Source organism: Vibrio sp. 1078-1 (assembly GCF_033340475.1).
In genome coordinates, this window is the sequence record NZ_JAWOWM010000759.1 from 1 (window position 1) to 547 (window position 547).

The 547-nt window shown below is 43.5% G+C and carries 1 protein-coding gene; it reads left to right on the forward strand.

The window, feature by feature from the left end; translation table 11 throughout:
• Window positions 1–547: HTH-type transcriptional activator IlvY (ilvY, locus tag R7190_RS29910; RefSeq protein WP_318138213.1), on the forward strand; the 547-nt coding region annotated here is incomplete at both ends.

A 547-nucleotide genomic window follows, 5' to 3' on the forward strand; every position in this document is an offset into this window, starting at 1 on the left:
TCAAAAGCCTGCAACTTTTCATTCATCTCTGTGAGAGTAAAAGTTTTGCCAAAACCGCTGCAGCCATGCACATCAGTCCTTCTGCCCTCAGTCGGCAAATACAAAAGTTGGAAGAAGAAACAAATCAACAGCTGTTTGTTCGCGATAATCGCAGTGTAGAGCTGACAACCCAAGGCAAAAAATTAATGCCTGTCGCGTTAAAAATTCTTAGTGAATGGCAACAGTATCAAAACCATATAAAAGGAACCGAAGGCGAGCTAAAGGGGGAAATCCGTCTCTTTTGTTCGGTGACCGCCAGCTACAGCCATTTACCAGAGTTAATTTCCGATTTTCGTCTTCAGCATCCTTTTATTGAATTTAAGCTATCAACCGGTGACCCAGCTCAAGCAATCGACAAAATACTAGCAGATGAAGCCGATATTGCCATCTCAGCCAAATCGGAGCAGATGCCAAACAAAATCGCGTTTGAAACGATCAGTGAAATCCCTCTGTCTGTCATCGCTCCTATCGGTGTCAGTTCATTTGCTGAGGAATTGCAAAAGGAGCA